Origin of the sequence: Sagittula sp. NFXS13 (assembly GCF_040148795.1) — a bacterium.
Taxonomy (GTDB): Bacteria; Pseudomonadota; Alphaproteobacteria; order Rhodobacterales; family Rhodobacteraceae; genus Sagittula; species Sagittula marina.
On record NZ_JAGEMH010000001.1, the window covers coordinates 358,464 to 383,533 of the forward strand.

Annotated in this window: 21 protein-coding genes; 8 read left to right on the forward strand and 13 right to left on the reverse strand. The window is 63.0% G+C overall.

The features are described 5' to 3' along the window. Positions 1-3: 3 nt before the first annotated feature. Positions 4-267 (forward strand): DUF7218 family protein, encoded by a 264-nt coding sequence (locus tag J4E08_RS01720; protein ID WP_349537030.1) that lies wholly within the window; start codon positions 4-6, stop codon positions 265-267. A gap of 178 nt (positions 268-445) precedes the next feature. Here the strand turns inward: J4E08_RS01720 and J4E08_RS01725 are convergent, their stop codons facing one another. Beyond that, positions 446-1,441 (reverse strand): Hint domain-containing protein, encoded by a 996-nt coding sequence (locus J4E08_RS01725; RefSeq protein ID WP_349537031.1) that lies wholly within the window; start codon positions 1,439-1,441, stop codon positions 446-448. 127 nt (positions 1,442-1,568) lie between these two features. On the opposite strand from J4E08_RS01725, the gene J4E08_RS01730 reads away from it, so the two are divergent. Continuing rightward, positions 1,569-2,348 (forward strand): SDR family oxidoreductase, encoded by a 780-nt coding sequence (locus J4E08_RS01730; RefSeq protein ID WP_349537032.1) that lies wholly within the window; start codon positions 1,569-1,571, stop codon positions 2,346-2,348. Next, positions 2,349-3,500, forward strand: coding sequence for a YhaZ family DNA alkylation repair protein (locus tag J4E08_RS01735; RefSeq protein ID WP_349537033.1), 1,152 nt, complete (start codon positions 2,349-2,351; stop codon positions 3,498-3,500). It abuts the gene before it with no gap. Between the two features lie 5 nt (positions 3,501-3,505). Here J4E08_RS01735 and J4E08_RS01740 read toward each other — a convergent pair whose 3' ends face one another. The 5 genes from J4E08_RS01740 to J4E08_RS01760 all read right to left on the reverse strand — a co-directional run bounded on the left by J4E08_RS01740 (position 3,506) and on the right by J4E08_RS01760 (position 8,994). Continuing rightward, positions 3,506-4,192 carry a M48 family metallopeptidase gene (locus J4E08_RS01740; protein WP_183965708.1) on the reverse strand — a complete coding sequence of 229 codons (687 nt, stop codon included), beginning with the start codon at positions 4,190-4,192 and terminating at the stop codon, positions 3,506-3,508. Positions 4,193-4,480: 288 nt separating this feature from the next. After that, positions 4,481-6,640 (reverse strand): phosphoribosylformylglycinamidine synthase subunit PurL, encoded by a 2,160-nt coding sequence (gene purL, locus J4E08_RS01745; protein WP_349537034.1) that lies wholly within the window; start codon positions 6,638-6,640, stop codon positions 4,481-4,483. A gap of 75 nt (positions 6,641-6,715) precedes the next feature. Further along, on the reverse strand, positions 6,716-7,285 hold the full coding sequence (locus J4E08_RS01750; RefSeq protein WP_349537035.1) for a DUF6151 family protein: 570 nt from the start codon (positions 7,283-7,285) through the stop codon (positions 6,716-6,718). 80 nt (positions 7,286-7,365) lie between these two features. Then, complete coding sequence (locus tag J4E08_RS01755; protein ID WP_349537036.1) at positions 7,366-7,761, reverse strand: YbaN family protein; 396 nt, start codon at positions 7,759-7,761, stop codon at positions 7,366-7,368. A gap of 327 nt (positions 7,762-8,088) precedes the next feature. Further along, the gene (locus J4E08_RS01760; protein ID WP_183965085.1) at positions 8,089-8,994 is read right to left on the reverse strand and encodes a LysR family transcriptional regulator; all 906 of its coding nucleotides are present in this window, start codon (positions 8,992-8,994) and stop codon (positions 8,089-8,091) included. A 166-nt stretch (positions 8,995-9,160) separates the two neighbouring features. On the opposite strand from J4E08_RS01760, the gene J4E08_RS01765 reads away from it, so the two are divergent. After that, positions 9,161-12,577 (forward strand): indolepyruvate ferredoxin oxidoreductase family protein, encoded by a 3,417-nt coding sequence (locus J4E08_RS01765; protein WP_349537037.1) that lies wholly within the window; start codon positions 9,161-9,163, stop codon positions 12,575-12,577. 185 nt (positions 12,578-12,762) lie between these two features. Then, a complete protein-coding gene (locus tag J4E08_RS01770; RefSeq protein WP_349537038.1) occupies positions 12,763-13,575 on the forward strand; it encodes a glutamate racemase in 813 nt (270 codons plus the stop codon). A gap of 12 nt (positions 13,576-13,587) precedes the next feature. On the opposite strand, the gene J4E08_RS01775 is transcribed toward J4E08_RS01770, so the two are convergent. Continuing rightward, a complete protein-coding gene (locus J4E08_RS01775; RefSeq protein WP_349537039.1) occupies positions 13,588-14,205 on the reverse strand; it encodes a BLUF domain-containing protein in 618 nt (205 codons plus the stop codon). 389 nt (positions 14,206-14,594) lie between these two features. Between J4E08_RS01775 and argC the strand changes: the two genes are divergently transcribed. Continuing rightward, the gene (gene argC / locus J4E08_RS01780) at positions 14,595-15,623 is read left to right on the forward strand and encodes an N-acetyl-gamma-glutamyl-phosphate reductase (RefSeq protein ID WP_349537040.1); all 1,029 of its coding nucleotides are present in this window, start codon (positions 14,595-14,597) and stop codon (positions 15,621-15,623) included. Positions 15,624-15,799: 176 nt separating this feature from the next. Then, a complete protein-coding gene (ccmE, locus tag J4E08_RS01785; protein ID WP_349537041.1) occupies positions 15,800-16,249 on the forward strand; it encodes a cytochrome c maturation protein CcmE in 450 nt (149 codons plus the stop codon). On the opposite strand, the gene J4E08_RS01790 is transcribed toward ccmE, so the two are convergent. The 6 genes from J4E08_RS01790 to J4E08_RS01815 form a co-directional block, all read right to left on the reverse strand. Continuing rightward, positions 16,231-17,646, reverse strand: coding sequence for a sensor histidine kinase (locus J4E08_RS01790; protein WP_349537042.1), 1,416 nt, complete (start codon positions 17,644-17,646; stop codon positions 16,231-16,233). The two genes, ccmE and J4E08_RS01790, sit on opposite strands and share 19 nt — an antisense overlap. Before the next feature lie 151 nt (positions 17,647-17,797). Then, positions 17,798-19,072: a phosphopyruvate hydratase gene (eno, locus tag J4E08_RS01795; protein ID WP_349537043.1), complete on the reverse strand. Its 1,275-nt coding sequence runs from the start codon at positions 19,070-19,072 to the stop codon at positions 17,798-17,800. 125 nt (positions 19,073-19,197) lie between these two features. Further along, positions 19,198-20,106, reverse strand: coding sequence for a DMT family transporter (locus J4E08_RS01800; protein WP_349537044.1), 909 nt, complete (start codon positions 20,104-20,106; stop codon positions 19,198-19,200). Positions 20,107-20,206: 100 nt separating this feature from the next. After that, a complete protein-coding gene (locus J4E08_RS01805) occupies positions 20,207-21,163 on the reverse strand; it encodes a glucokinase (RefSeq protein WP_349537045.1) in 957 nt (318 codons plus the stop codon). 17 nt (positions 21,164-21,180) lie between these two features. Beyond that, positions 21,181-22,503 (reverse strand): GH1 family beta-glucosidase, encoded by a 1,323-nt coding sequence (locus J4E08_RS01810; RefSeq protein WP_349537047.1) that lies wholly within the window; start codon positions 22,501-22,503, stop codon positions 21,181-21,183. A 9-nt stretch (positions 22,504-22,512) separates the two neighbouring features. After that, on the reverse strand, positions 22,513-23,535 hold the full coding sequence (locus tag J4E08_RS01815; RefSeq protein WP_349537048.1) for a LacI family DNA-binding transcriptional regulator: 1,023 nt from the start codon (positions 23,533-23,535) through the stop codon (positions 22,513-22,515). 246 nt (positions 23,536-23,781) lie between these two features. On the opposite strand from J4E08_RS01815, the gene J4E08_RS01820 reads away from it, so the two are divergent. After that, positions 23,782-25,047, forward strand: a complete 1,266-nt coding sequence (locus J4E08_RS01820; protein WP_349537049.1) for an ABC transporter substrate-binding protein — start codon at positions 23,782-23,784, stop codon at positions 25,045-25,047. The last annotated feature ends 23 nt before the right edge of the window (positions 25,048-25,070 follow it).

Consider the following 25,070-nt stretch of genomic DNA (forward strand, 5'->3'; position numbering starts at 1 on the left):
GACATGGCCGAAGACCACGGATCATCTATCAAGAATGACAAGCTTTACGGGGATTTGCGTGACAAGGGCATGTCCAAGGAAAAGGCCGCGCGGATCGCCAATGCGCAGGCCAATGACAACATGCACCCGTCGGAAAAGGGCGGCAAGCAGCCCCCGTACGAGGACTGGACCAAGGACGAGCTCTACGCGCGCGCGCAGGAGATCGGGATTGATGGGCGGTCAGACATGAACAAGGACGCGTTGATCGAGGCTTTGCGCAACCATTGAGGCTGGTTGGAGCGGCGCGGCGGACACCTCAGGGCGGCGCAGGGTTCTGCGCGCCGTGACACTCCCCGCGAGGTTGGGCAGCGGCGCGTTATTGCGCGGCCATAATGCGTCCCACACCTGGGACCACCAGCCAGGTGCAAACTTTCTGCCCTAAGCTCGGGCGCGGAGAAGAGAGGCTCTAACCCGTGGATGAACTGCGCAACAGCGCTGCCGCATCCGGGTGCGACAGCAGCGACTCTCCAATCTCCAGATCGGAAATATCGCTTCGCTTGTGTCCGGGCACCAGATTGGACAGCGAGTCCAAAAGCTCTTCTGGCAGGGCAGCTTGGGTGCGCGTGTTGACCAGCATTGATTCTGCGGCGATCCCTTCGGCGTAGATGATCTGATGAGCGTCAAACAGCATCTGGTAATAGTCGACAAAGCCACCCGGCGCGACGGTGACCGTGCTGCCGTTCACCAGATGGCGTGCGCGCACCAGAATCTCCGAACGACCGGCTCCGATTTTGTCGAGGCGCTGATAGATGAACAGCCGATGATCCGGAGAGACATAGAGGTCGCGCGCGTTGTTCAGCGTGCCCTCGGCGATGCGGATCGGTGCAAAACGCCCCGTTGCGCGCGCCGTGTGGTGGCCGATCCATTGGATAGGCTGCGGGCCGTCGTCGCGGGTCAGAACCCGGTCGCCGATCGCCAGATCCTCGACCGCTTTTTGTGCGCCGCTCGCCAGGGTGATCATGGTCCCGGCCGTAAAGGATGTGCAGGCGGTCTGGGCATAGCGGGCCAGCGCAGCCTCCTCTGAGACGCCGACCAGCACGTAGTCGGTGTTCGGCGTCATTTCGGCCAGCGGCATCACATGGACCTGTGCCGCGTCGCCCGCGTCGTCGGTTTCCACCAGAACAAGGCATTCCGTCGTCTCGCCCGACCCAGACATGAACGTCACACAGCAATCAAGGTGCAGGGCATGGCCGGGCACACCCTGTTCCGACAGCTCCGCCACGCGGAACGGCGGGGTTGCCGCGCTTGTGACGCTGAGCGGTTTGAGCATCGACATCGGTGACAGGCGGTACACATCGTCCGGCACCAGATCATCCGCCCAGGACAAGGCATCGCCAAGGTTCGCCCCGTTGATCACGCGCAGCGCGGTGGCGGGGAAAACATTCAAATCGGTGGTGGGCATTATACCGTCCCTGACGTACTGAAAAGTGATGCAGCGCACATCCATTGTATGCCACCACATTGTGGCATCAAATAGGTGTGAGGTCGGCGATTTGCTGACGTCGCGTAAACAAAGCAAGGAGGGTGCCATGGATCTGGGCATTCGAGGGAAACGCGCACTGGTTTGTGCGTCGAGTAAGGGTTTGGGACGCGGTTGCGCCGAGGCATTGGCCGAAGCAGGCGTGGATCTGGTCATGAACGCGCGCGGTTCGGAGGCATTGGAAGGGACGGCCCAGTCTATCCGCGACCGCTTTGGCGTGACGGTCACCACTGTCGCGGCGGATATCGTATCTGAGGACGGCCGCGCCAAGGTGCTGGAGGCCGCCGGTGATGTGGACATCCTGGTGACCAACGCGGGCGGACCGCCTCCGGGCATGTGGTCCGACTGGGGCCGCGAGGATTTCCTCAGCGCGCTCGATTCGAACATGCTGACGCCCATCGCGCTGATGACGGAGCTGATGCCGAAGATGATCGACAAGGGGTGGGGCCGGGTGGTCAACATCACCTCGCAATCGGTCAAGGCGCCCATCGCGGTGCTGGGACTGTCCAACGCGGCACGCACCGGACTGACAGGTTATGTGGCAGGCACAGCGCGGCAAGTGGCCGAGCACGGGGTGATCGTGAACAACCTGCTGCCGGGCATCCACGCCACCGACCGCGCCATCGCCTTGGACACCGGCGTGTCGCAGCAGCAGAACATCTCCCTCGACGCGGCCAAGGCACAGCGTCAGGCGACGATCCCCGCAAAGCGCTACGGCACGCGCGAGGAGTTCGGGGCCATGTGCGCTTTCATGTGTTCGCAACACGCGGGCTTCATGGTGGGGCAGAACGTGCTGCTCGACGGCGGCGCGACCCTGGCCACGATCTGAATGGCCCGTGGACCGGATGGTGTGGGGGGCGGCAAAGGCGTCTCCCTCGCCGATCAACTGTTCAACGCGCAGTCCGTCGCGGATCTGGGGGCGCAATTCACGGTGCTGCCGGGCTTTGACGCGGACCGTTTCGTGGCACAGGTTGTGCCGGGACTGGCGTCGCGCGGCCTGCTGGAGCGGCTTGACTGGATCGCGGACGGGCTGGAGGCGCAACTGCCCTCCAACTTCTTCGCCATGGCCGACGCGCTGGAGGCCGCGATGCCGCCTGCGCTGGACAACAGCCTGACGGACAACGATTTTGGCCGCTTTATCCATGCAGTGCCGGGTATCCTCGCGGTGCGGCACGGGCTGGAGGATCACCGGGAGCGGGCGCTGGATCTGCTTTACGCCGCGACAAAACGCTTCTCGATGGAGTTCTACATCCGTCCCTTCCTCAACCGCTGGCCGGAGGAAACGCTCGCACGGCTGGACAGGTGGGTTGAGGACGACAACTACCACGTGCGCAGGCTGGTGAGCGAAGGCACGCGGCCCCGCCTGCCGTGGGCGCGCAACCTGACCTTGGACCCAAGCGTGCCGCTGCGCTTCCTCGATGCGTTGCACAGCGATCCCACCCGCTACGTGACGCGGTCTGTGGCCAACCACATGAACGATTTGTCGAAGGTGATGCCAGAGACCGTGGTGACACATCTGTCAGATTGGCAAGCGTCCGGGCGACAAGCAGCGAAAGAGATCGACTGGATCACCCGCCACGCGCTGCGCACGGCGGCAAAGCGCGGCGAGCCCGGCGCCTTGGCGTTGCTTGGCTATCGCGCGGGCGGTGTCACCGCGCATCTGACGGTCCAGACGCCGACCTTGCGGATTGGTGAGGCGTTGCACTTTGCCGTCGACCTGCTTGGCGCAGACGACCGCAATGTCATGGTCGACTACCGTCTGGGATTTGCCCGACCGGGGCGCGCGGTGGAAAAGGTGTTCAAGCTGAAGACCGGCCGCTTGCAAAAGGGTCAGCCGACCACGTTTGAAAAACGCCATCCCCTGCGCGGCGATGCAACGACCTACAAGCTGCATCCGGGCTGGCACCGGCTGGTGGTGCAGGTCAATGGCGAGGACGTGGCCGAAGGCGGCTTCGAGCTGTTGTCCCACGCAGAAGGATGACAGGCCTAGGTGTTCTGCCAGCGGGTCTCCATCGCCTCGATGGCCTTGATCCGCTCGTCGGTTTTCGGATGTGACATAAGCCAAGCAGGGGCGCCACCGCGCGACTGGGTGAGCGCTTCGAGCTTTTGGAACAGGCTCTTTTGCGCGGCAAGACCAATGCCGGATTTGTGCAAGAGCGCGCTGGCGTAGGCGTCGGCCTCGTATTCATCGCTGCGAGACAGTCGCGCCGCCAGCAAGGACGCCGCGAAATGCGCCAGTTGCGCGCCGATCCCAAAAGGCAGAAAGCGTCCGAGGATCATCATCAACGCCGTGCGAATTGCGTTTTGCCCGGAAAAGTCGATCATCCGCCGCCGCGAATGCCCTAGCGCCACATGACCCAATTCATGCGCGATGACCGAGGCCAGCTCTTCTGCCGTGACCTCGCCATTGCGATACTTGCGGTAGAACCCACGCGTGATGAAAATCCGCCCGTCCGGCGCGGCAAGCCCGTTCACGGGATCGATCTCGTAGATATGCACCTTGATCCGCGGCAGATCCAGCGCCTTGGCCATGCGATCGGTCAGGCGTTTCAACCCCGGATCAGCCAGTTCGGTGGATTTCGCATCAAGCTCCCGCCGGGTGCGCCAGGACGAGACCTGATACATGACCAGCGCATAGAGAATGGCGAGCAGGAGGGGCGTGAACTTCAGCATGATGTGAATATGGGGCACGACGTGCCAGCGGGGAAGGGCGCAATGCGTGAAAAGAATTGATTTGCCGGGGAGCGGGAGGGAAGGAAGGAGGCTCTGGCTCACCAAAGCAAATGCATCAAAGCCGCCGTCGCCTGATCCTGTGCTGACGCACGCCACCCCGTCCCGCAAGCGGTTTAGCCGTCTCCCCGCGCGGCGGGGCCCCTCGGCGAAACAGCTTGCGTGCCGTGATACCGTCCGTCGCCCCGTTCTCAGGCGACGGCGGCTCCGAAGCAAAAGCTTCTGACGAGGTTAGCCGAAGGTGGCGGCGAAGGCGCCGTCGTGGACGTTGACCAACTCGGACAAGGGGGCCTCGGAGCTGCCCATCTTCATCGTGGTGCCAACGAATTTCCCCACTGTGGTCAGCGTGACGCCAGCCTGCGCGGCCGCCAGCATCAGTGCCTCCGCCTGGTCGAAGTTGCAGGCGATCAAGTAGCGGCCCTGATCCTCGCCAAACAGCTCCTGCGTGTCAGCGCTGTCGAGCACCACACCCACATCACCGGCTGCGGCCATTTCGAACGCGGCCATGGCAAGGCCGCCATCCGACAGGTCGGTGCAGGATTTGATCCAGTCCCGGTTGGCCCGGATGAAGTCACCGTTGGCCTTTTCCACCGCGAGGTCCACATGCGGCGCATCGCCGTCTTCGCGGTTGAAGACCTCTGCCAGCAAGGCAGACTGGCCCAGATGTGTGCCGGTGTCCCCCAGCAGCAGCGCCACATGGCCTTCGCGCGGGGTGTCGAGGATCGGGGCTTCGTCGGCGGCAATCAGGCCCACCGCGCCAATGGTTGGGGTCGGCAGGATGCCGGTGCCGTCGGTCTCGTTATACAGCGAGACGTTGCCCGACACGATGGGCATGTCCAGCGCAATGCAGGCCTGACCGATGCCATCCAGCGCGCCGACGAATTGGCCCATGATCTCTGGCTTCTCGGGGTTGCCGAAGTTCAGGTTGTCGGTGGTGGCCAGCGGCAGCGCGCCCACGGCGCTCAGGTTGCGATAGGCTTCGGCCACCGCCTGCTTGCCGCCCTCGACGGGGTTGGCCTTGACGTAGCGCGGCGTCACGTCGGAGGTGAAGGCGAGCTTCTTCTCGGTGCCATGCACGCGGATCACGCCCGCGCCAAAGCCCGGCGTCCGCATAGTGTCGGCCATCACCTGGCTGTCGTATTGGTTGTAGACCCAGGCCTTGGACGCGTAGTTCGGGCTGGCAAGCAGCGCCTTCAGCCCGTCGATCGGGTCGATCTGCGGCACATCCGCCAGCGGCGCGGCCTCCGGGGTGGGCACATGCGGGCGATCGTATTCAGGAGCGGAGGACGACAGCTTGGACAGCGGCATGTCCGCCATGACCTCGCCGTTGTGCACGATGAGGAAGCGGTCCTCGGCAATCGTCTCGCCCACGATGGCAAAGTCGAGATCCCATTTGACAAAGACCGCCTTGGCCTCGGCTTCCTTCGCCGGGTCCAGCACCATCAACATGCGTTCCTGGGATTCTGACAGCATCATTTCATAGGCTGTCATGTTGGTTTCGCGTTGCGGCACCTTTTCCAGATCCAGCCGCACGCCAAGGCCACCCTTGTCGCCCATCTCAACAGCAGAGCAGGTCAGACCCGCCGCGCCCATATCCTGAATGGAGATCACCGCACCGGTCTGCATCAGCTCCAGCGTCGCTTCCATCAGGCGCTTTTCGGTGAAGGGGTCGCCGACCTGAACGGTGGGGCGCTTCTCCTCGATGGTCTCGTCAAACTCGGCCGAGGCCATGGTCGCCCCGCCAACCCCGTCACGGCCCGTCTTGGCCCCAAGATACACCACCGGACGGCCCACGCCCGACGCGGCGGAATAAAAGATCTTGTCCGTGTCTGCCAGACCGGCGGCAAAGGCGTTCACCAGACAGTTGCCATTGTAGGCGGGATGAAAGCGGACTTCACCACCCACAGTGGGCACGCCGAACGCGTTGCCATAGCCGCCGACGCCTTCGACCACGCCATGCACCAATTGCCGTGTCTTGGGATGGTCAGGCTCACCGAACGACAGCGAGTTCATCGCCGCAATCGGACGCGCGCCCATGGTGAACACGTCGCGCAGGATGCCGCCCACGCCGGTCGCAGCACCTTGATAGGGTTCGATGTAGGAGGGGTGGTTGTGGCTCTCCATCTTGAACACCACGGCCTGACCGTCGCCGATATCCACCACACCGGCATTTTCACCGGGGCCGCAGATCACCTGCGGGCCGGTGGTCGGCAGTTTCTTCAGATGCAGCTTGGAGGACTTGTAGGAACAGTGCTCGTTCCACATGGCAGAGAAGATGCCAAGCTCGGTAAAGGTCGGCTCCCGGTCCAGGATGCGCAGGATCTCGGCGTATTCATCGGGCTTGATGCCGTGAGATGCGATGAGCTCTTCGGTGATGGCCGGTTCCTGCATGGGATTCCCCCTCGATTGGCATTTGCCGCGCTCTTTAAGCCAAGGCGGGCGCGGGGGGAAGGGGCAAGGCGGTCCTCAGGCTGTCGCGTCCCGTGCTGCTGTGCGTTCTGCCACGGTCAAAACCTGCGGATCGCGCACCGGCCGGCCCGCCTCGTCAAAGAAGCTGCCGCGCGTCTTTTGCCGCAACAGGGCACCGACGGCGCGCAGCAGGATCGTGCCGCCTGCCGCGTGAAGCCCCCGTTCCTTGACCGCGCCGCGCGTGATGGCGGTGTTCACATGACCTTTCACCGGGCCGAACCCGTCGCCCGGCGCCGGCAGGATGGCACCGACAAAGGGCACCGTCGGCTTGGCCAGCGTGTTGGCGATGGGCGTCCCGCAACAGCCCGCGTACCAGCGCACCAACCCCTTGGGCGACAGGCGCAGAGCGCGCAGATGCTCCAGCCCGCCGGTGATCTGCAACGCCTCCGGAACGGTCTGCCAGATGTGCGTGCCGTTGTGGGGCGCGAAGATCTCCGTATGTCCCAGATGGCGCGCAAAGGACTGGCAGTCGGTACAATAACAGACCACGTGGCGACCGGGCGCGCTGTCAGACAGGCTCCAGGTCATGGCATGACAAGAGCAGGAGATATGTTGCGTGCTTTGCATCGAAAGGCCCCCGGAACGTTCTGTAGCGATGCGATCAGGTTAGGCTGTTTCCCCGGCGATGCAACTGAGGGTTTTCGCGATCACGCGTCGGGGCGGGTCCAGACATAGCTGCCCGCACACAGAAAGCAGATCATCTGGATGCCCAGCACATGCGCGGGCAGGCCAAAGGCAAGGCCGATGGCAAAGGTCCCCGCCATCATGCCAAGCGCCAGTTTCTTGTGCCGTCTGGCAATTGCACCTGTCTGCTCCCAGGCGACAACCGGCGGGCCAAGGCGTGGATGCGTTTCCAGCCAATGGCGCAGCCGCGGCGACCCCTTGCCGAAGCACACCCCCGCCAGCAGCAGAAACGGTGTCGTGGGCAAGACGGGCAGCACGATGCCGATCACTCCGAGGGCCACGGCCAATATCCCCGCAGCCGTCCACAACGGACGGGCAAAGCGATGCGCCGAACGATACGGCACACGGGGCGGCGGCATTTGCACTTTGTACACCTTTCGGGCTGGCTGACTGAGGGGAATGCTAGCGCGCGCCGCAGGTTGGGGAAGAGGGCAAGCCAAGTATCGCGCAGACTTCGTTAAAACACGGTGTCGCGTCCTGGCGATTGGCCAAAAAAAAGGCCGAGCACAAAGCTCGGCCGAAGTCCAACAGGGAGGTTGAAGATGCATCGCAGATACTACGCTGCATCAACATGTGCCGATTAAATCATCAGATATGAGTCGAGCAAGCAAAACCATGTCGCAGATGCAGCATTGCTGTTATGCGTTGTGCGCATACCACACTGAGAATTTCTCCCCTGAGTTGACTTAGTCGGCGCCCATGGCGCGTCTTTGGCGTCTGTGTGCTATAATTTCGTCCTGAACGAAGTCGCGGAAGGCCGAAACGCGCTTCGACTGACGCAGTTCTTCTGGATATGCCAGAAAAACAGGCACTTCGATGCTTTCTATATCAGGTAGCACGCGGATCATCGTGGGGAAGTCCTCGATGATGTAATCCGGCAGCACGCCGATCCCGAGGTTTGCAACCACGGCTTGCAAGACACCAAAGTAGTTGTTCACCGTCAGCGACGTCTGAACGTCATGCGCCAGCAGCGATTCAACCAGCTGTTCACCCGCCATAACCTGCGGTGCGCCGGGCGCCTGGCAGATCAGACGGTGGTTCTGAATGTCCGAGATTTCCGTCGGCACACCGTGCGCCTCAAGGTATTCGGGTGATGCATACATCCGCATCCGGATCGACATCAGCCGCTTGCGGATCAGATCGGCCTGGCTCGGCTCCTTCATGCGGATGGCAACGTCGGCCTCCCGCATCGGCAGGTCGAGCACGCGCTCCTCCAGCATCAGGTCGATCTTCAGATCCGGATATTTGTCGTACAGTTTCGCCAGCCGCGGCGCGAGCCACAGCGCGCCAAAGCCATGCGTGGTCGTCACCTTGAGCTGGCCGAACACCTCTTCTTCGGAGTCGCGGATGCGCGCGGTGGCGCTGTCGATCCGCTTGATCATCGAAGAGGTCGCCTCGAACAGCAGTTCCCCCTGTTCGGTGAGAATCAGCCCCCGCGCGTGGCGGTGGAACAGGGTGGTGTTGAGCGCCTCTTCGAGGGCGCGCACCTGTCGGGACACGGCAGATTGCGACAAATGCAGCGCATCGCCCGCATGGGTCAAACTGCCCGCATCCGCGACCGCGTGAAATATCCTTAGCTTGTCCCAGTCCATATCTTACACTTTCAGCTGCTGGCGCACACATAGACGCAGAAAACGATTAAATGAATACCAACTTGATTTAAGCGTCGGTCTTTAAGAAAAAAATCACGCATAGGTCAGTTTCATTGACCTTGTTTGTCTGTATAATGCCTCTAAACTCAGCGTTGGGAGGCGTATCATGAGCAAGCATCGGATTACCCTGAATGACAGGTTCGACCTGACAAAGGACACGGTCCTGTTGAACGGCACGCAAGCACTTGTTCGGCTGATGTTGACTCAAAAGGCGCGCGACCGCGCTGCGGGTCTGAACACCGCCGGATATTGCACTGGCTACAGGGGCTCGCCACTCGGCGCCGTCGATATGCAAATGCACCGCGCCCAAAAACAGTTGCATGAAAACGATATTCTTTTTCAGGAGGGGCTGAACGAGGACCTCGCCGCCACGGCCCTTTGGGGCGCCCAGCAGGCGGAGCTGCGCGGCGAGGGCAAGTTCGACGGCGTCTTTGGTCTTTGGTACGGCAAGGGGCCGGGAGTGGACCGCTCCGGCGACGCCATGCGCCACGCCAACATGGCCGGAACGTCGCAGCATGGCGGCGTGCTCATGGCCATGGGCGACGACCATACCGGCGAATCCTCCACCGTTCTGCACCAGTCCGAATGGGCGCTGGTGGACGCCTACATGCCCGTTGTCAGCCCCGCAGGCGTGCAGGAAATCCTCGATTACGGCATTTATGGCTACGCGCTCAGCCGCTTCGCCGGGGTCTGGGTCGGCCTCAAGACCATGAAAGACACGGTCGAGGCCACGGCCGTCGTGGATGGCCGCCCGGATCGCGTGCAGCTGGTCACACCGGATTTCCCCATGCCGGAGGGCGGTCTGAACATCCGTCTGGGCGACACGCCCCATGCGCAGGAAACGCGCATGATCGACCACAAACGCTTTGCCGCCGAAGCCTTCAGCCGCGCCAACGGCATGGACAAACGCGTCTGGGGCAAACCCGGCGCCAAGATCGGCTTCGTCTCGGCGGGCAAGAACTGGCTCGACCTGCAACACGCCATGGCGCTGCTCGGCATCGACGAGGCGGAGGCAGAGCGCCTCGGCATCACCACCTACAAGGTGGGGCAGGTCTTTCCGCTCGACATGCAGGGCTTTCACGACTGGGCCGAAGGGCTGGACCTGATCGTCATCGTCGAGGAAAAGCGCAAGCTGATCGAAGTGCAGGTCAAGGAGGCGATCTTTGACGACCGTCGCGGGCGCCGCGTCTACGGCTGGTATAAAGGCGGCTCCGGCGCGATGCACCGAGAGGAGCTGTTCCCGACGCGGGGCGCGCTCGACCCGGTCTGGATCGCGCAGAAACTCGGCGATATCCTCATCGAAGAGGGCAGGGGCACCGATGGCGTCAAGGCCGGCCTCATCCGCATCGAAGAGGCCAATCGCGCCGACAATGCCGAGGAAATCGCCGCCCGCACGCCGTGGTTCTGTGCCGGCTGTCCGCACAACTCGTCAACCAAGGTGCCTGACGGCAGCCGCGCCTACGCGGGCATCGGCTGTCACTACATGGTGCAGTGGATGGACCGCGAGACCTCCGGCTTTACCCACATGGGAGCCGAGGGCGCGAACTGGATCGGGGAGGCGCCGTTTTCCACCACCCCGCATGTGTTCCAGAACCTCGGGGATGGCACCTACAACCACTCCGGCGTTCAGGCGATCCGCGCGGCGCTCGCGGCAAACACCAACATCACCTACAAGATCCTCTACAACGACGCCGTCGCCATGACCGGCGGGCAGGCGAACGAGGGCGGCCTCTCGCCCCAGCGTATTGCCGCCGAGGTCCGCGCCATGGGCGTCAGCCGCGTGGCTGTGGTGTACGACCAGAAGGAAGACGTCTCCCATGGCTACCCTGACGGCGTAACCCTGCACGAACGCGAAGACCTCGACGAGGTGCAGCGCAGCATGGCCAAGCAGGAGGGCGTGTCTGTCCTGCTGTACGTCCAGACCTGCGCCGCCGAAAAGCGACGCCGCCGCAAGCGGGGCCTGTTCCCCGACCCGGACAAGCGGGTTTTCATCAACACCGACGTCTGCGAAGGCTGCGGCGATTGTGGCGTCCAGTCCAACTGCGTCGCCATCGTGCCGGAAGAAACCGAACTGGGCCGCAAACGGGCCATCGACCAATCCGCCTGCAACAAGGACTTCTCCTGCCTCAAGGGGTTCTGCCCCTCCTTCGTCACCCTCGAAGGGGCGACGGTGCGCAAGGCGCAGACCAAAACGCTTGAGCTGCCCGACCTTCCCGACGCCGTCCTGCCCAGGATCGACGGCACATGGAACGTTGTCATCACCGGGGTCGGCGGCACCGGCGTCGTCACCATCGGTGCGGTGCTGGCGCAGGCCGCGCAGATCGACGGCAAGGGCGCGGGCATGATGGAAATGGCCGGTCTGGCGCAAAAGGGCGGTGCGGTGCACATCCACCTGCGTCTGGCAGAGCGGCCCGATGACATCAGCGCCGTGCGTGTCGCCACGGGCGAGGCGGACGCGCTGATTGGCGGCGATCTGGTCGTCTCTGCGGGGGCGAAAACGCTTGGCCTGACCCGCACGGGCCGCACCGGCGCCGTGGTCAACAGCCACGAGATCATCACCGGCGAATTCACCCGCAACACCGAATTCCAGCTGCCCGCCGACCGGTTGACCCTGGCCCTGCAGGCACGCCTGAAAGAGCGGGCCGCCTTCTTTGACGCGTCAGAGCTGGCGCGCGCCACCATGGGGGATTCGATCTTTTCCAACATCATGATCCTTGGCGCGGCATGGCAGCGCGGGCTGGTGCCCCTGTCGCTCGACGCGATCCAGCAGGCGATCGAGCTGAACGGTGCGGCGGTTGCGGCCAACCTGCGCGCCTTCGACATTGGCCGTTGGGCCGTGCTGTACCCCGAGGACGCCGCCGGGATGCTCAAACCCAACGTCATCAGCAAACCCAAATCGCTCGATGAGAAAATCGCCTTTCGTGCGGAGCATCTGACCGCCTACCAGAACGAGGACCTCGCCGCGCGCTACCGCGACATGCTGCGCCCGATCCAGGATCCAAAGCTGAAGGAAGCCGTCGCAAAAAGCTACCACAAGCTCTTGGCCTACAAGGATGAATACGAAGTGGCCCGCCTGCATCTGGAGACCGAGCAAAAGGCGCGCGACACCTTTGACGGTGATTTCAAGATGACCTTCCACCTCGCGCCGCCCTTGATGAGCGAGGAGGGCAGCGACGGTCGCCCCAAGAAGAAGACCTTCGGCCCCAGGATGCTCACCGGCTTTCGCTGGTTGGCACGGATGAAACGCCTGCGCGGCACCGCGCTCGACCCCTTTGGTCGGACCGAGGAACGCCGCATGGAACGGGCCCTGATCGCGCAATACGAGGCCGACATGCATGCATGGCTTCAAAAGGCCGCGCCCGAGATCATGGAGCCGTTGATTGCCCTGGCCGAACTGCCGCTCAGCATCCGCGGCTTTGGCCCGGTGAAACTCGCCAACGCCGCAACGGCAGAAAAGCGCCGCGAAGAACTGCTCGCCGCCATGCGCGATGGCGGCAAAGGCATGGCCCACGCAGCGGAATAGCCGCCGGGCGGTGTCATTTCACCACAGATCACGGCGCGCGCATCATAGGCGCGCGCCGTGATGGATTTCCCCGCAAAAGCCTCTTATGAGATATCCATGACCGCGCCATCTGTCCAAGGATCGGCGCGGGCGCAATCGAGGCACAGACGCGGCACCGAGACCGCGCGGGTGAAAAGGCGAAAGACATGGCAGTTGGCGTTTTCGATTCAGGTCTGGGCGGCCTGACCGTGCTGGATGCAGCGGTGAGGCGGCTGCCGGATGTGCCCTTCGTCTATTTCGCCGACAGCGCCCACGCGCCCTACGGTGTCCGCGACGCCGATGACATCTACGACCTGACGACCAAGGCCGTGTCGCGCCTGTTCGACGAGGGCTGCGATCTGGTTGTCCTCGCCTGCAATACCGCCAGCGCCGCCGCGCTGCGCCGGATGCAGGAAAACTGGATTCCCCGCGACAAGCGGGTGCTCGGCGTTTTTGTCCCGCTGATCGAGGCCATGACCGAGAGGCAATGGGGCGACAACTCTCCCCCGCGCGAAGTGGCCGTCAACCATGTGGCGCTCTTTGCCACGCCAGCCACGGTCAGCAGCCGTGCCTTTCAGCGCGAGCTTTCCTTCCGCGCCATCGGCGTCGATGTGGAGGCACAGGCCTGCGGCGGTCTGGTGGACGCCATCGAAGACGGCGACATGATCCTGGCCGAGGCGCTCGTGCGCTCTCACGTCGATGCCCTCAAGCGCAAGATGCCAAGGCCGCAGGCGGCGATCCTTGGCTGCACGCACTACCCGCTGATGTTCGACATCTTCCAGAACGCGCTTGGTGCGGATGTAAAGCTGTTCAGCCAGGCGGATCTGGTGCCCGACAGCCTCGCGGATTATCTCGACCGTCACCCGAACATGTTGGGCAGCGGCACCACCTCGAAGTTCCTCACCACCGGTGACCCGGCCAGGGTCTCGCGCCACGCCACCAGCTTTCTGCGGCACCAGATCATCTTCGAATCTGTCTGATCGCGCAGCATCTCAGGCGTTCAGCCTGGGGTTTACGCGGCAGCGCACCGCGATCTCCTGTTGTGGTGGAAGGGTGAAACGCGCCTCCAGATAGGCGCGCAGGAAATACATGATTTCCTTGGTCGCGCCCCGGGGGAACCTTTCTTCCAACGCGCGCCGCGTCAGGGTGAAATAGCAGGTCTGCCTGGTCTTGCGGCCATCCAGCCTGCGAAACCCCATGGACCAGCCATCAAACCTGCGGCTCGGCGCGCGTTGATACAGCATCACCTTCATCTTGTAGTGACGCGGATCGGCAAAGATCCGGTCCAGCGTCCGGTCGACCGTGTGCTGCGGGCCTTCGATGATTTCAAAAAAGGTGCGCGATTTGTACAGCAGCAGGCCCGAGATGCCGCAGATGGCATGTTGCCGATGCAGATCCGTCATCAACGCATCGAGCTGCTGATCTGTCAGGCGGTTGCGGGTATGGCTGATATAGATCGCGCGATACAACTCCGCAGTCTTGGACGTGGCCTTGTCATCAGCCTTGCCAAGAACGTCGCTGAAATCCGCGACAGCCATGCCGGTGTATCCGCGCCCCGTGGCCACCCGTACGACCGGGCCACTCAATTCGGTATGCATGTGTGTGGACATTTGTCACCTCCTTGGCACGATGGTCAGGCCTCACAGCTCTGCCAGCGCGCGCCTCCAGGGACTTCTGCCGCCTCGTGGGTCATTCCCACGTTTCAGATGATTCCATTCAAATCTTAATCGCCCGTTTGGAGACACGCCAAAAACGACGACCCACAGCTGACTTTCACGCGCCAAAGTATAAACGCGATTGATTTATACTCCGCTCGCCTCGTGGCTTTGCGCGTGTTCCGTTGTTGAAACCGGGGGGGAGACAGGGTATCTCAAAGCCAAGGAGACCTAGCATGTATGACATTATCGCGCCTCTCAGCCGACGATAAAGCCGCCATCCGCCCGATCCTCGGTGCGGTGCCCATGCCTGTGTCCTGCTTTCTGAAAATTCGAGGTGTCTCATGACCCAATCCATCGCCATCATCGGTGCGTCCGGCTACACCGGCGCGGAACTGATCCGGCTTATCGCCACGCATCCTTCGTTCAAGATCACCGCACTGGCCGCGAATTCCAAGGCCGGGCAGCCGCTGGCGTCGGTGTTCCCGCATCTGCGTCACCTCGACCTGCCGGAACTGGTGACATGGGAGCAGATCGACTTTGACCAGATCGACCTGTGTTTCTGCGCGCTGCCGCATAAGACCTCGCAGGAGGTGATCTCCAAGCTGCCGAAGACGGTCAAGATCGTCGACCTGTCGGCGGACTTCCGGCTGCGCGACCCGGAGGCGTACAAGCAATGGTACGGCAACGACCACGCGGCCAAGGAGATGCAGACAGAAGCCGTTTACGGGCTGACCGAATTTTACCGCGACGACATCAAGGGCGCGCGGCTTGTCGCCGGAACCGGCTGCAACGCTGCGACCGGCCAGTACATCCTGCGCCCGCTGATTTCCGGCGGGGTGATCGACCTCGACGAGATCATCCTCGATCTGCAATGCGGCGTGTCCGGCGCGGGCCGGTCGCTGAAGGAAAACCTGCTGCACGCAGAGCTGTCCGAGGGCACCAACGCCTACGCCGTGGGCAGCACGCACCGGCACCTGGGGGAGTTCGATCAGGAGTTTTCCGCGCTGGCAGGGCGCGAGGTGAAGATCCAGTTCACGCCGCATCTTGGCCCCTTCAACCGCGGCATCCTGGCCACGGCTTACGTTCGGGGGGAGGCTGAGGCGATCAACGCCGTGCTGCGGACCGCCTACGCCGATGAACCTTTTGTCGAAGTCCTGCCCATGGGGGAGACGCCTTCAACGCACCACGTGCGCGGCTCGAACTTCGTGCATATTGGCGTGGTGGCCGACCGCCTGCCGGGCCGTGTCATCGTGGTCGCGGCGCTGGACAACCTGTGCAAAGGCTCGTCCGGGCAGGCGATGCAGAACGCCAACCTGATGCTCGGCATCGACGAAACCGCCGGCCTGATGCTGGCGCCCTGTTTCCCGTAAGCTTGTCCTGGCTCTGCGGGCGCCGGGGCGCTGCCCCGGACCCCGGCCTGTTTCGCGACGCTGAAAAGGGGAGGCGCGGCGTGGCCGAGGCCAAATTTGGTCAAATCGACGCGCCTCTCCCCTTGGTCGTTAAAATCGCATATATAGCAGTACGCTCATGTGACGGGAGAACGTGAATGGCCCTGAAATCGCTGAAAAAGCAACGCCGAATCCAAGTGGTCGCTTTGGCGGCGGTGGCTCTGATCGTCTCGACCGGGTTGATCGGCTACGCCATGCGCGACGGGATCAATTTCTTTCGCTCGCCCAGCCAGGTGATGGAGGCGCCGCCCACCGAAACGGAAGTGTTCCGCATCGGTGGCCTGGTCGAAGAGGGGACCCTGGTCCGTGACGATGGCGAAACCATCCGCTTTTCCGTCACCGATGGCGGCGCGACAGTGCCCGTGGTCTTTACCGGCGTGCTGCCCGATCTCTTTGAGGAAAACCAGGGGATGGTTGGCACCGGCCGTTATGTAGAAGGCGTGTTTCAGGCCTCTGAGATCCTCGCCAAGCATGACGAAACCTACATGCCCAAGGAAGTTGTCGACGCGCTCAAGGCGCAAGGCGTCTATCAGGAGCCAGAGACCTGAACTTCCGACCGTTTGGGGGAGCGCCTTGGCGTTGTCATGTCAGGCTTTGGTGACGACGCACGTTTCGCGCGCTCCTGCTGCTTCTTCTGGACGCCGGGACACGGTGCGTTCGACGGGAGCGCGATGCCGACCTGCAAACCTGTCTCAGGCGCGCTTCGGATCATGAGCTGGCCGCCGGATTGCCGCGCGAATCCGGCGACGGCGGACAGGCCAAGCCCCGCGCCCTCGCTGGTGGATTTGGTAGTATAAAACGGCTCCGCCAGTTGGGGCAACGCCTCCGGCGAGACACCGGGCCCGTCGTCCTCGATCCATAGAACAGTCCAGGGCGGCTCAGAGCCAATGGGCTGCTCCTGTGGCGGGAGCTGGGTGCAGGTTTCCGTCCAGATGCGCACACGCCCCGTGCCCACAGAAGCATCCTGTGCGTTCAGACAAATCTGAACCATGCAGGTTTCCAGCATATCCGCATCGACCCAGGCGGTCTGTGTCGACGGTGGTGCCGTGACCGTCACGCGCATCCCCGGGCCCAGCAAGTCGGGCAGCAGGGCCTTGAGGTGGTTGAGAAACGCATCCATCGGCACCTGCGCCGGCGACAGCCGCGTGCGCCCCGATGACGTCAGAAGCTGCTGGACCGTCAGCGCGGCGCGACGGGCGGCAGCACGGCTTTCAGACAACGCCTGCCGTTGTTCCTCCGGGTTGTCCAGCAGCTCATACAGCTCCAGATGCCCAAGGATCGCGGTCAGTTGATTATTGAAATCATGCGCCACGCCGCCGACGAACTGGTTCAGCGCCCGCGCTTTCTGAGAGGACGCGTAGCGCGCTTGCGTATCGCGCAGCAGCCGTTGCTGTCGCAATCCGCTGAACAGCGACGACAGGACGTAGCCGAACAACACAACCGGCGTGACCAGCAACAGCACCCGATCGGACATTTGCGTCGCGTAGGGCAAAAGAATGGCCGTCAACGTGACAAGGATCAGGGCCATGCTGATCACGTCCGTGGCCACGATATGCGGCTCCAACAATCGGCGTTGCTGAATGTAGGTGACTTGCCCGACCAGCGCAAAACTCGCGACGGTCAGCAGGGCGATATTTTGGTTCAACGCGATCAGATACAGCGGGTAAATGGAATAGTTCACGATCATGAAGGCATACAGACCGATGGCAATCGGGAAGGCCAGGCGATCAGGCACGGGAAACCGCCGAAACAGCAACCCGGCAAACGTCGCCTGAGACACCAGATGCACCGTCAACCAGATCAGGCACAACACATTGCCGCCAAACACGCCCACAAGCAGCGCCGTCACGGTCACCGCCGCCAAACGCGCAGCAACCTCCATGGGGGCGCCGTATTCTGCCCGTCTGACATCGTCGAGACGGTCTTCAAAGGGGGCTTTTGTCACCGTCCAAGAGTTCCTGCCAAATTGCCTGCAATTCCACATAGTCGAGTTACCGTAATCGAAGCGTGAAAAAACCGCCACGTTTATGGAATACGTGGCGGCTTGCAGGGTGGGATCAGCCGAATTTTGCCGATTGGTGTATCTGAAACTCAGATTAACGCAGGATGGCGCGGCCTGCGTAGATGGCGGTGTCTTCCAGCATTTCCTCGATGCGGATCAGCTGGTTGTACTTTGCCAACCGGTCCGACCGCGCCAGCGAGCCGGTCTTGATCTGGCCGCAGTTGGTGGCCACTGCGAGGTCAGCGATGGTGGCATCCTCGGTTTCGCCGGAACGGTGCGACATCACGTTGGTCATGCGCGCGCGGTGCGCCATTTCCACCGCCTGAAGCGTCTCGGTCAGGGTGCCGATCTGGTTGACCTTCACCAGCATGGAGTTGGCAGAGCCGCGCTCGATCCCCATCGCCAGACGCGCCGGGTTGGTCACGAACAGATCGTCGCCCACCAACTGGCAACGGTCGCCGATGGCGTCATTGAGCAGCTTCCAGCCGTCCCAGTCATCCTCGGAACAACCGTCCTCGATGGAAATGATCGGGTAGTCGTTGACCAGTGCTTCGAGGTACTTGACGTTTTCCTCGGCGGTCAGCGACAGGCCTTCGCCCTTCATCTCGTATTTACCGTCCTTGTAGTATTCGGTCGCGGCGCAATCGAGCGCGAGGTAGATGTCCTCGCCGGGCGTGTAGCCCGCCTTTTCAATGGACTTCAGGATGAAATCCAGCGCGTCGCGCGTGCCTTTCAGCTCAGGGGCAAAGCCGCCTTCGTCGCCCAGACCCGTGGACATGCCCGCCGCCGAAAGCTCTTTCTTCAGCGTGTGGAACACTTCGGAGCCCATGCGGACCGCTTCGCGGATGCTGGTCGCGGAGACCGGCATGATCATGAATTCCTGAATGTCGATCGGGTTGTCCGCGTGCTCGCCGCCGTTGATGATGTTCATCATCGGAACGGGCAGGGTGCGCGCAGAGGTGCCGCCCACGTAGCGGAACAGCGGCTGACCAGAGAAATCGGCAGCGGCCTTCGCACAGGCCAGCGACACGCCGAGGATGGCGTTGGCGCCCAGGCGGCTCTTGTTGTCGGTGCCGTCGAGTTCGATCATCATCATGTCGATGGCGACCTGCTCGGTGGCGTCGAACCCGATGAGGTTCTCGGCGATCTCGCCGTTCACGGCCGCGACGGCGTCCAGCACGCCTTTGCCCATGTAGCGGGATTTGTCGCCGTCACGTTTTTCCACGGCTTCGTGGACCCCGGTCGAGGCCCCCGATGGCACGGCAGCGCGGCCCATGGTGCCGTCTTCAAGGGTGACGTCGACTTCGACGGTGGGGTTGCCCCGGCTGTCGAGGATCTCGCGGGCGTGGATATCGATAATGGTGCTCATGGTACTCTCCCAAAGCGGCGTTTGGCATGGGTTTAACAGGCACGTGAAGAAAGTAAACGCTTCTGTTATCGCTAACGCCGCTTTGCAACAGGGATTGCGCTAACGGTTGCGCCGGTCCTGACGGGTCAGGATACCTTGCGCGCCGGCGATGGCGCAGCGGTTCCGACTGGGGCGACGGACTGTGCCAGCGCGCGCTCCCTGAAGAACGTGTAGAGCCCCGCCACAAGGATGATCCCCGCGCCAACGTAGGTCAGCGCATCAGGCCGGTCGCCAAAGATCAGGATGCCAAGCGCCGGGGTGAACACCAGACGCGTGTAGCGAAACGGTGCCACGATGGCGGCAGGGGCCAGCCGCATTGCCGTTGTGATCGCAAGGTAGCCCGAGGCGGTCACAATCACTGCGCCCAGCACGGACCACAAGGTCGGCGCAGACCAATCCGACGGGGTGTCCGACAGGAACCACAGCACACATCCGGCCGGGATGGTAAAGGCAAACCCCCAGGTAGAGATCGCCAGCGCCGGGATATGCGACGGCGACAGGCGCGTCACCAGATCGCGCCCGGACAGCCCGACGATGCCCATCACGGCAAAAAGTTCGTATCCGGTAAAGCTCGCCGACCAAGGGCGGATCACGATCAACATGCCAAGGATGCCGACACCCACAGCCGCCCAACGGCGCGGGCCGACTTCTTCCTTGAGAAAGATCGCCGCGCCGATGGTCACGGCCAGCGGCCCTGTCTGCATGATCGCAGCGAACACAGGCAGCGACACATAGGCCAGCCCGGTGACCATGCCGATTGCGCCGATGATCTCGAACCCGTTGCGCAGCAGGATCATCGGGTGCAGCGCGTCCCGCGTCAGGATACGCACCTTCATCACGACACTGAGCAGCACGAACAGCACCGTGCCGCCAAGGGCGACCAGTGTCATGGCCTGCCCGATAGAGCTGCCTTGCGTGGCGAGCTTGTAGAACACATCGGACCACGCCAGCAGGGACATGGACAGGATCATCAGGAGAATGGCGCGTAATGTCATGACGTCTTGTGACCGCTTTGACGCAGAGGGGCAAGACGCATGACGTCAGCACGCAGTTGCGGCTGACAACAAATTTACGATTTCTTCAGGATGGGGCGCTTCAGGTCGCTGCCTGAAGCTCTGCCAGATGGTGCGCACAGCCGCGCAGCGCGGCGTAGTCGTCGGTCACGAGGTGCAGCGGGAATTGCTCCATGAACGCGGCAAAGCGTCCCTTGTCGAGAAAGGCCTCGCCGAAGCCGAGATCCATCAGGTGCGGGCCCAGGTGTCCTGCCACACCGCCCACGAGGTAGATCCCGCCAAAGGGCAGGTTGGTCAGCGCCAGATCCCCGGCATAGCGTCCGAGGTAGCGGGCGAACAGCCTGGCGGCGCGCAGCGCCTGCGGCTCCCCGGCGAGAAACGCATCCTTGATCGCCGCGGCACTCAATGGGCTGCCCGTGCCCTCATCGGCACAGACAAAGGCGTGCAGGTGTTCCAAGCCCCGGCCTGAGAGCACTTCTTCCAGCCCGCAGGAGGGCAGGCGTGCGCCGATGAAGTCCACCAGCCTCAGCTCCTCGGCGGTGCGCGCTTGCAGGCTGATGTGTCCCGCTTCGGCCGCAGGGACCAAAGTCAACGCGCCGGAGGTGTGCACCGGCACGGCGTTCAGCCCGGTGCCCACGTTGACCACCAGTCGCACATCCGATGGCCCGGTCTGTCCCGGCAGCAACGTCATCAGGCTGTCGGAGGCAAGATACGGCACCGCATGACCTTGCGCCTGAAGGTCGTTGAGCACAGCGACCCGCGCGCCGCCGGTGCGCTGCGACAGGCGGCTTGCGTCGATCGTCCAGTCCAGATTGGTCAGCGTGCCAACCCCGTCTTTCACGGGGCCGGCCATGTCGATACAGATCGCGTTCACCATGGGATACGGCGCCAGATAGGCATCGAGGACCGGCTCCAGCGCGGGGAAGTCCGCGTTGCGGAAGCGCTGCACGGTCTCGTCCAGCAAGTCCCCGCCAGAGCAAAGCGCCACGCGCGTGTTGGTGCCGCCGATGTCAACGGTTACGGATACGGGTTTCTGCATGAAAGTCTTTCGTGTCGTCAGGCGGTCAGGGCATGTTTCAGCGCATGGTAGGAGGTTTTCGGCGTACGTGCCAGCGTGTCGAAATCCACATGCACGAGGCCGAAACGTTTCTCATATCCCAGCGACCACTCATAGTTGTCGAGAAGGGACCAGACGAAGTAGCCCTTCACTGGCACGCCCGACGCGTGCGCGCGCTGTACCGCGTCCAGATGGTCATTGATATAAGCGATGCGCGCCTCGTCCCGGACGGTGCCGTCGGTCAGCACATCCGGGGAGGCCATGCCGTTTTCGGTTACATAGAGCGGCAGGTCGCCGGTGTACTCCCGGGCGGTGCGCTCAAGAAAGTCCTGAAGCCCCTGAGGATAAATCTCCCATCCCATCAATGTCTTGGGCAGTGGTCCGTCGACTTCCTTGAGGGAGGGCCAAGGCGTGTCGTCATGGGCGATCAACTTGCGCGTGTAATAGTTAAGGCCGCACCAGTCGAGCTTGGCACCGATGGTGGCGAAGTCGTCTTGCCAGCCTTTGGGCAAGTGTGGCTCCAACCCTTCCAAAGCGGCTTCGGGATATGCGCCTTTGAACAGGCCCGACAAGAACCATCGGTTGTAATAGGCGTCGTAGCGCGTGGCGGCGGCCACAGATTCGGGAGAGCCATCGGCAGCCGTGGCCCATTCCATGTTCACCACCGCGCCAAGGTTGTTCAGCCCCATGTCGCGCATCGTCTCGATCGAGCGGCCATGCGCCAGCAGCACATGGTGCATGGCACGGGCGGTGGCGCGGATGTCGCGTACGCCGGGCGCTTGCAGCCCCATGAAGTGCGACAGCCATGCCACGCACCACGGTTCGTTGATCGGGGCCACGGACCACATGCGGTCGCCTATGCGGTCCATGATGACACGGGTGTAATCGGCGAACCATTCGGCAATGTCGCGGTTGCGCCAGCCGCCCATGTCCTGCAAGGGCGACGGCAGTTCCCAATGATAGAGCGTGGCGGCGGGCTTCAACCCGCGGTCCAGCATGGCGTCGGTGAGGCGGTCGTAGAAGTCCAGACCTTCGGCGTTGGGCGTGCCGCGCCCCTCTGGCATGATCCGCGCCCATGACAGGGAGAAACGGTAGCAGTCAAAGCCCGCGTCGCGCACCAGATCGAGGTCCGCCTCGTAGCGGTTGTAGTGATCGCAGGCGCGTTGCCCGTTCTCTGCCCGGACGACATTGCCGGGCGTGTCGGCGTAATCGTCCCAGATGGTGCGGCCTGCGCCGCCCTGGCCGTGGCCTTCGATCTGGTAGGAGGACGTGGCTGTGCCGAACAGGAAATCCTGTGGAAAATCAGAGCGTTTGTGTCGCATGGAAGGTCCTTATGGAGCGGGGCCGGTGGAGGCGCCGATAATCAGTTCGGCCTCCAGCACCTGCGTTTTCGGGGTGCGCGCGGGATCGCGGATGAGGTCGAGCAACATGGCGGCGGCCTGTTCCCCCGCGAGGCGCACGGAGGAGCGCGTGGCGGTGAAGATCGGCACGGAGTGGCCGTTCTTGAGGTAGCCCAGATCGTCGTCATGGGTGATGACCGAGACGTCGCGGCCCATCTCCAGCCCCGCCTCGTGGATGGCGCGGCGGATGCCGATGGCGGTGATCATGGAGGAGACGAGAAAGGCGGTGGGGGCATCGTCGCGCGCCAGCATCTCGCGGGCGGCGCGGTATCCTGACACCTCTGTCATTTCCTCGGAGCGCATGAGCGCGGGGTCGGGTTTGAGGTCGCGAGCGGCCAGCGCGGCCTCGAAACCGGCGCGGCGGCGGAAGGCGAAGTCCATGAATTCCAGGCCGTTGACCAGCGCAATGCGGCGATGGCCGAGGTGCAGCAGGAATTCCGTGGCCCGTTCAAAGGCGCGCTGGTTGTTGATGTCGAGCCAGGAGTAGGGGCCTGTTTCTTGCGAGGCGCGGCCGTGTACCACGAAGGGCAACCCCAGCTCGCGCAGCAGCGGGATGCGGGGGTCTGACATATGCGGGCCGTGCACGAGGATGCCGTCGACGGAGCCGCGGGCGTGGAGGTTGCGGTAGGCTGCGGCCTCGTCCTGATCCTGCACCAGAGAGATGACGATCTCGTATCCTGCGGCAGAGTAGGTGCGGCCCGCGCCGGCGATGAAGTCACCGAACACCGGGTTGACCATCTCGTGACTGGCGGAGATCGGCAGCACGTGTCCGATCGCCTGTGTGCGCCCGGTGGCCAGGCTTTTGGCGCGGGTGTTCGGGCTGTAGTTCAAAGAGCGCGCGGCGCTTTGAACCCTCTGGCGGGTCTGCTCGCTCACCTCGGGGTAGCCGTTCAGCGCGCGGCTGACGGTGGTTTGAGACAACTTGAGGTGTTTTGCGAGTTCTTTGAGGTTCATGGCGGCATGTCACCCAAAGCGCTTTGAATAGTCAAGCGATCTTGGGGTATTTTCGACGCGGCAGCGCGGCGTGGCATGCTGCGGCGCAGCATTGAAAAAGGAGGGAATCGTTGGACTCTGCGTTGACAGAGTCTAAGCTTTGTCTCAGGTTGAAAGTCTCCAAAGCGCTTTGGGGGAGGGGAATCACCTTGGCGCGGGGAGCACGAGAATTCATCCACAAAGCTGTGGTCGTCCGGGAGGTTGAGAATGAAGAAATCGCTTTATGCTGGTGTTGCATGTGTTGCGCTGGGGGCAGGGGCCGCGCAGGCCGAAGATGTGACGGTGTTTGGGCCCTGGCTGGGGCCGGACCAGGAAATGGTCGAAACCGTGCTGGCGGATTTTGCCGAGAAATCGGGTCACAACGTGTCCTACGTCGGCTCTGACAGCTTTGAGCAGCAGATCATGGTGGATGCCGAAGCGGGCAGCGCGCCGAACGTGTCGGTGTTCCCGCAGCCGGGGCTTGCCTCGGACATGGCGTCGCGCGGGTTCCTGACGCCGCTGAAGGACGGCACCGGCGACTGGATCAAGGAAAACTACGCTGCCGGGCAGTCCTGGGTCGATCTGGGCAGCTACACCGGACCGGATGGCGAAGACGACCTGTACGGCTTTTTCTACAAGGTCGATGTGAAATCTCTGGTCTGGTACGTGCCGGAAAACTTCGAGGACGCGGGCTACGAGGTTCCGGAGACGCTCGAAGATCTCAAGGCGCTGACCGAGCAGATGGTCGAGGACGGCGAGACGCCGTGGTGCATCGGTCTGGGATCGGGTGGCGCGACGGGCTGGCCTGCGACCGACTGGGTCGAGGATATGATGCTGCGCACGCAATCGCCTGAGGATTACGATGCCTGGGTGTCCAACGAGCTGCCGTTCACCGACCCGAAAGTGACCGGCGCGATTGACGAATTCGGCTGGTTCATCGAAGACGCGCGCGTTGCGGGCGGCCGGGGCGCTGTGGCCTCCACCGACTTCCGCGACAGCCCGAAGGGGCTCTTTGCCTCGCCGCCGCAGTGCTACATGCACCATCAGGCGTCGTTTATCCCGGCGTTCTTCCCCGAAGGCACCGAAGTGGGTCTGGATGCGGACTTCTTCTACTTCCCGGCCTACGCGGAGAAGGATCTGGGCAAGCCGGTTCTGGGCGCGGGTACGCTTTGGGCCATCACCAACGAGAACCAGGCGGCGCATGACCTGATCGCCTACCTGCAAACGCCGGACGCGCATGAAATCTGGATGGGGCTGAAGGGTTTCCTGACGCCGCACACCGGGGTCGATCTGGACAAGTTCTCTGATCCGACGCTGCGCGCGATGAACGAAATCCTGCTGGATGCGACGACCTTCCGCTTTGACGGGTCGGACCTGATGCCCGGTGGCGTCGGCGCGGGCACGTTCTGGACCGGGATGGTCGACTACGCGGGCGGCGCATCGTCCGAAGAGGTCGGCAAGGAGATCCAGGACAGCTGGGACGCGCTGAAGTAACGCGCTGAACTTACGGGGCATCC